This window comes from Cellulomonas sp. P4_B5_2 (genome assembly GCF_056402235.1).
This window is the reverse complement of the sequence record NZ_JBFUHU010000060.1, coordinates 22450-28790: the sequence shown is the minus strand read 5'-3', so window position 1 is coordinate 28790 and position 6341 is coordinate 22450. Positions and strand designations below refer to the sequence as shown.

The 6341-nt window shown below is 73.3% G+C and carries 6 protein-coding genes, 1 pseudogene and 1 riboswitch; of the genes and pseudogenes, 4 read left to right on the top strand and 3 right to left on the bottom strand.

Going from position 1 to position 6341, the window contains the following annotated elements; genetic code table 11:
- The 3 genes and pseudogenes from AC1DUQ_RS06230 to AC1DUQ_RS06220 form a co-directional block, all read left to right on the top strand.
- Nucleotides 1-295: pseudogene (locus tag AC1DUQ_RS06230) on the top strand (molybdenum cofactor guanylyltransferase); the annotation flags it as partial.
- The gene (locus AC1DUQ_RS06225) at nt 292-552 is read left to right on the top strand and encodes a DUF6457 domain-containing protein (protein WP_477059642.1); all 261 of its coding nucleotides are present in this window, start codon (nt 292-294) and stop codon (nt 550-552) included. The pseudogene AC1DUQ_RS06230 and the gene AC1DUQ_RS06225, both read left to right, overlap by 4 nt.
- Nucleotides 549-785, top strand: a complete 237-nt coding sequence (locus AC1DUQ_RS06220) for a MoaD/ThiS family protein (RefSeq protein WP_477059643.1) — start codon at nt 549-551, stop codon at nt 783-785. Before AC1DUQ_RS06225 ends, AC1DUQ_RS06220 begins: the two co-directional genes overlap by 4 nt.
- A 210-nt stretch (nt 786-995) precedes the next feature.
- Here AC1DUQ_RS06220 and moaA read toward each other — a convergent pair whose 3' ends face one another.
- The 3 genes from moaA to AC1DUQ_RS06205 are packed head-to-tail and all read right to left on the bottom strand — an operon-like array spanning nt 996 to nt 2985.
- The gene (moaA, locus tag AC1DUQ_RS06215) at nt 996-2084 is read right to left on the bottom strand and encodes a GTP 3',8-cyclase MoaA (RefSeq protein WP_477059644.1); all 1089 of its coding nucleotides are present in this window, start codon (nt 2082-2084) and stop codon (nt 996-998) included.
- Complete coding sequence (locus tag AC1DUQ_RS06210) at nt 2081-2494, bottom strand: molybdenum cofactor biosynthesis protein MoaE (RefSeq protein ID WP_477059645.1); 414 nt, start codon at nt 2492-2494, stop codon at nt 2081-2083. Before AC1DUQ_RS06210 ends, moaA begins: the two co-directional genes overlap by 4 nt.
- Nucleotides 2491-2985 carry a MogA/MoaB family molybdenum cofactor biosynthesis protein gene (locus AC1DUQ_RS06205; RefSeq protein ID WP_477059646.1) on the bottom strand — a complete coding sequence of 165 codons (495 nt, stop codon included), beginning with the start codon at nt 2983-2985 and terminating at the stop codon, nt 2491-2493. Before AC1DUQ_RS06205 ends, AC1DUQ_RS06210 begins: the two co-directional genes overlap by 4 nt.
- 94 nt (nt 2986-3079) lie before the next feature.
- A riboswitch (glycine riboswitch) is annotated at nt 3080-3185 on the top strand.
- Nucleotides 3186-3444: 259 nt separating this feature from the next.
- Between AC1DUQ_RS06205 and gcvP the strand changes: the two genes are divergently transcribed.
- Entirely contained in the window at nt 3445-6333 is a 2889-nt protein-coding gene (gcvP, locus tag AC1DUQ_RS06200) for an aminomethyl-transferring glycine dehydrogenase (protein WP_477060793.1), read from the top strand.
- The last annotated feature ends 8 nt before the right edge of the window (nt 6334-6341 follow it).

Sequence of the window (6341 nt, the reverse complement as noted above, 5' to 3'; positions counted from 1 at the left end):
GCCCTTCGCCGGACGCGCGCTGCCCGCGCTGCTGGCGGCCGTGCAGGACGCGGACGGCGCCCGGATGGTCGGTGCCGAGGGCCGACCGCAGCACCTGGTGGCCGTCTACCGGCGGGCCGCCCTGCGGTCCGCGCTCGACGCGCTCCCGGACGTGCGCGGCGCGGCGATGCACCGCCTGGTCGGTGGCCTGCGCCTGGTGGACGTCCCCGACGAGCACGACGCGACGGCGGACGCCGACACCTGGGCCGACGTCGAACGCCTCGACGCAGCGCTCAGTGACAGGATCGAGCCATGACCGACGACCCCCGCCGCGCACCCGGCGCCGACCTGCCCGCCTGGATCGAGAGCCTGACGGCCGCGCTGGGCGTCGACCCGGCTCTCGTGGACACCGACCGGCTCCTCGGCGTCGCCGCCGACGTCGCCCACCAGGTGGCCCGCCCCGCGGTGCCGATCACCATGTTCATCGCGGGGCTCGCGGCCGCAGGGGTGGACCCGGCGCCGATCCTGGCGCGGATCGAGGCCGAGGCCGGAGCCTGGACCGTCGAGCAGTGATCACGGTCCGCTACTTCGCCGCCGCCGCCGAGGCCGCCGGCGTCGACACCGAGGAGCTGCCCGCGGGGTCTGCCGCGCAGGTCAGGGCCGCGATGGTCGCCTCGCACGGTCCCGGGTTGGACCGGGTGCTGGGCCGGTGCGCGCTGCTCGCGGACGGCACGCGGGTGGAGGGCGATGATCCGGTCCTCGCCGGGGTCACCCTGGACGTGCTGCCCCCGTTCGCGGGCGGCTGATGGCCGCGACGCGTGCGCCCGTAGCGGGTGCGAGGACCAGAGCATGTCGATGCCCGCGACCACATGACCCCGCAACATGCCGCCCGCGAGCTGCGGGGAGTCCTCGCGTGAAGAGTTCGTTGCGGTAGGCGGAACGAAGTCCTCACACGAGCGCGATGAGCGAGCGTGACGACGCGGACGTCGACGCGACGCCGGCGACGTGCGGGGCCGTCAGCCGCCGATCGCGCTCATCGGGCGGTCCGGCTGCAGGAACGACGGGTCGTCGATGTCGTGCCCGGCCTTCTTGCCTGCCAGGCACCGGCGGTACGCGTCGGCCAGGGCGGTGTCGACGTCGGCCGCCACGGGTGCCGGCCGAGCGGGGGCCGACGTGCCGATGCGGACCGCCTGACCGGGACCGACGCCGATCTGGGCCGGGGGTTCCTCGGCGCCTCGCAGCAGGTCCCGCACGTTCGTCTCCGTCTGCGAGAACAGGCACGCCCGCAGCTGCCCGTCGGCCGTGAGCCGCAGCCGGTCGCAGGCGCCGCAGAAGGGCGCGGTGACCGACGCGATGACCCCGACGGTGGCCGGTCCGCCGTCGACCGTCCACAGTTCCGCAGGAGCGGCGCCGCGGCCGGGCACCTCCTTGAGCGTGAACTCCGCGCGCAGCCGCGCCAGGATCTCCGCCTGCGTCACCATCTCCGCGCGGTCCCACGTGTGCCCCGCGTCGAGAGGCATCTGCTCGATGAACCGCATCTGGTAGCCGCGCTCCACGGCGAACCGCGTCAGGGCGACCACCTCGTCGTCGTTCACCCCGCGCATGGCCACGGCGTTGATCTTCACGGGGTGCAGCCCGGCGGCGTCGGCGGCGGCGATCCCGGCGAGCGTCTCCACGAGCTTGTCGCGGCGCGTCAACGACAGGAACTTGGCGCGATCGAGCGTGTCGAGACTGATGTTCACGCGGGACAGGCCGGCGTCCTTGAGGTCGGAGGCCAGACCGGGCAGGCGCAGCGCGTTCGTCGTCAGCGACACCTCGGGGCTGCCGGCGGGGCCGGTCAGGGCGGTGAGCCGGCGGACGACGTCCACGATGTCCACGCGGAGCAGCGGCTCGCCGCCGGTGAGCCGGATCTCCGTGATGCCCAGGGAGACCCCGACGCGCGCGACGTGCACGATCTCCTCGGTGCTCAGCATGGTCGAGCGCGCGAGCCACGGGACGCCCTCGGCGGGCATGCAGTAGGTGCAGCGCAGCGAGCAGCGGTCGGTCAGCGAGATCCGCAGGTCGCGGTGCACGCGCCCGAACCGGTCGATCAGCTGGTCGTTCATGTCATCCCCACCCACACGTGCGAGCCGTCCTCGAGGACCTCACGCTTCCACACCGGCAGCTCGGCCTTGACGGTCTCCACGAGCGCGCGGCACACGTCGAACGCCTCGGCCCGGTGCGCGGTGGCGACGGCGGCCACGATCGCGGCCTCCCCGACCGCCAGGTGCCCGACGCGGTGGCTGACGGCGATGCCCAGGACCCCGTCCGTCAGCGCCCGCTCCACGATCCCGTGCAGCACCGCCTCCGCGCTCGGGTGCGCGGAGTAGTCCAGACCGACCACGCACCCCTCGACCGACGGGTCGTGGTCGCGCACCAGCCCGACGAAGGTCGCGACCGCTCCGGCCCGCGGGTCGCTCACATGTTCCACGTGGAACTGCAGGTCGAGAGGCTCGTCGACGACGCGCGCGATCACGAGTGGTCGCCTCCCGACAGCTGGTCGAGCAGGTGGTCCACGAGCGGCAGCAGGACGTCCAGACCCTCGGCCACGCCGGACGGCGACCCCGGCAGGTTGACCACGAGCGCGCCCTCCTCGGTCACGCCCGCCAGGCCGCGGGAGAGGACCGCCGTCGGGACGGTCTTCGCGCCCTCGCGCCGCAGCAGCTCCGCGACCCCCGGCAGCTCGCGGGCGAGCACCGGTCGGGTCCCCTCGGGGGTCTGGTCGCGTGGGCTGACGCCCGTGCCGCCGGACGTCACGACGAACCGCGCTCCGGCACGGAGCACCTCGCGAATCGCCCGCTCCACGGACTCGGCCCCGTCGGGCACGACCGCCACGGCGTCCACCGCGAAGCCGGCGGTGAACAGGCGGTCGACTGCCACCGGACCGGAACGGTCCTCGCGCTCGCCGGAGGCGGACCGGTCGGACACGACGATCACCGCGGCGAGGGGTGACGTGGGCGTCTGCACCGGGCCAATCTACGCACGCGACCCCACCGGTGGACGGTCGGGCTGTCCCCTGGACATCGCCCGGTACGCTGGCCCCACAACTTCACACGCTGCTCGAACCGCGGCGGGAGAGCTCCCGCAGATCGAACGCGCATCGTGCGGGGCGCCGAAGGAGCAACCCTCCCCGGGAATCTCTCAGGCCCCTGTACCGCCACGGCGAGGCAACTCTGGAAAGCGGACCCGCGAGGGCCCCACCGACGGTGCAAGCCGGCGCGCCCCGACAGGCGGACCGGCAAAACTCTCAGGTTTGCGCGAGTCTGCGCGGATGACAGAGCGGGGAGCCCACCCACCGTCCCGGCACGTCCGGACGACCCTGCGGAGCAGCCCGTGACCGATCTGAGCCAGTTGCACGACGCCGTCCTCAACGGTGTCCCCGCCGTCCACCTGGACACCAGCTCCGACGCCGTCCCGTTCACCAGCGTGGAGCACACCCCCGCGGCCGAGGTGTTCGCCGACCGCCACATCGGCCCGCGCGGCGGCGAGACGGCGCACATGCTGTCGGTCGTCGGCTACCACTCGCTCGACGACCTGGTCGACGCCGCGGTCCCCGCGAGCATCCGCACGGACCGCCCGCTGGACCTGCCGGCCGCGCGGTCCGAGGAGGACGTGCTCGCCGCGCTGCGCACGATCGCCGGCCTCAACCGCGTGATGACGCAGATGATCGGCCAGGGCTACTCCGACACCATCACGCCCGCGGTCATCCGCCGGAACGTGCTCGAGTCGCCGGCCTGGTACACCGCCTACACGCCCTACCAGCCGGAGATCTCGCAGGGCCGGCTCGAGGCGCTCCTGAACTTCCAGACGATGGTCACCGACCTCACCGGCCTGGACCTGGCCAACGCGTCGCTCCTCGACGAGGCCACCGCGGTCGCCGAGGCCGTCGCGCTCATGTGGCGCGCAGCTCGCGGCAAGGCCGGCACGGTCGTGCTCGACGCCGACCTGTTCGGCCAGTCGCTCGCCGTCACGCTCGGCCGCGCGGAGGCCATCGGCCTCCCGGTCGTCGTCGCGGACCTCTCCGACGGGCTGCCCGAGATCGAGGGCGACCTCATCGGCGTCGTCGTCCAGCAGGTCGGTGCGTCGGGGCGTGTCCGCGACCTCCGGCCTGTCATCGAGGACACGAAGGCGCGCGGGGGTCTGGTGACGGTCGCCGCGGACCTGCTCGCGCTCACCCTGCTCACCTCCCCCGGCGAGCTCGGCGCCGACGTGTCCGTCGGCTCGGCGCAGCGCTTCGGCGTACCTCTGTTCGGCGGCGGCCCGCACGCCGCGTTCATGGCGGTGCGCAACGGTCTGGAGCGGATGCTGCCGGGCCGGCTCGTGGGCGTCTCGATCGACGCCGACGGAGCCCGCGCCTACCGACTCGCCCTCCAGACGCGTGAGCAGCACATCCGCCGCGAGAAGGCGACGAGCAACATCTGCACCGCGCAGGCCCTGCTGGCGATCGTGGCGTCGATGTACGCGGTCTACCACGGTCCGGACGGCCTCCGGGCGATCGGCGAGCGCGTGCACGCGCGCGCAGCCGGCCTGGCCGAGCTCCTCGACGGCGTCGGGGTGACGGTCGAGCACGACACGTTCTTCGACACCGTCCGCACGGTCGTCCCGGGCAAGGCGCGCGAGGTCGTCACGCAGGCCGCCGAGGCCGGCGTGAACCTGTGGGCGCCCGACGACGACCACGTGCAGATCGCGTGCGACGAGCGCACCACCGACGACCACCTGCTGCGCATCGTGCTCGCCTTCGCGGCCGCCGGGGTGACCACCCTGGAGGCGGAGGAGGGCACGTACGCGTTCGGCTTCCTCGGCACAGACGGTTCCGACGCGCTCCCCGCGCAGCTGCGCCGGACCACCGCCTACCTGCAGCACCCCGTCTTCCACCTGCACCGCTCCGAGACCGCGATGCTGCGCTACCTGCGCCGCCTCTCGGACAAGGACCTGGCGCTGGACCGCACGATGATCCCGCTGGGCTCGTGCACCATGAAGCTCAACGCCACGGCGGAGATGGAGCCCATCTCCTGGCCGGAGTTCGCCACCATCCACCCCTACGCCCCCACCGACCAGACCGAGGGCTACGCGGAGCTGGTCACCGAGCTGCAGGACTGGCTGGCCGAGATCACCGGCTACGCGGCCGTCTCCGTGCAGCCGAACGCGGGAAGCCAGGGCGAGCTGGCCGGGCTGTTGGCCATCCACGGCTACCACGCATCCCGCGGCGACCAGCGCGACGTGTGCCTGATCCCGGCGTCCGCGCACGGCACCAACGCGGCGTCGGCGGCGCTCGCGGGCATGCGCGTGGTGGTCGTCGCGACGGCCGACGACGGCTCGATCGACCTGGACGACCTGCGCGCCAAGCTGGAGCAGCACGGCCCGAAGGTCGCGGCGATCATGATCACGTACCCCTCGACGCACGGCGTCTACGAGGAGGGTGTCCGCACGGTCTGCGACCTCGTGCACGAGGCCGGCGGTCAGGTCTACATCGACGGCGCCAACCTCAACGCGCTCGTCGGCCTGGCCCGTCCCGGTGAGCTGGGCGGCGACGTCAGCCACCTCAACCTCCACAAGACCTTCTGCATCCCCCACGGAGGCGGCGGACCCGGCGTCGGACCGGTCGCGGTCGCCGCCCACCTGGCCCCGTTCCTGCCCGGCGATCCGACGCCATCGGCAACGAAGGCGAACACCGTCGCTCCGGTCAGCGCCGCCCCCTGGGGCTCGGCCGGCATCCTCCCGATCTCCTGGGCCTACGTCGCGCTGATGGGTCCCGACGGCCTCAAGACGGCCACCGAGACCGCGGTCCTGGCGGCGAACTACCTGGCCACACGCCTCTCAGGGCACTTCCCCGTGCTCTACACCGGCCCCAACGGGCTCGTCGCGCACGAGTGCATCCTCGACCTGCGGGACATCACCAAGGAGACGGGGGTGACCGCCGAGGACGTGGCCAAGCGCCTGATGGACTACGGCTTCCACGCCCCGACCCTGTCCTTCCCGGTGGCCGGCACGCTCATGGTGGAGCCGACCGAGAGCGAGGACCTGGCAGAGCTGGACCGGTTCGTCGACGCCCTGGTCTCCATCCGCGGCGAGATCGACGCCATCGAGGCGGGCCGCTGGCCGCTCGCCGACTCCCCCCTGCGGAACGCGCCGCACACCGCCGCGGCCCTGTCCGCCGACGTCTGGGACCACGCCTACCCCCGTGAGCTCGCCGCGTTCCCCGTGGCCGCGCTGCGCGAGGGCAAGTACTGGCCGCCCGTGCGCCGGATCGACGGCGCGCACGGCGACCGGAACCTGGTCTGCTCCTGCCCGCCTATCGAGTCGTACGCCGAGTAGAGGACGCA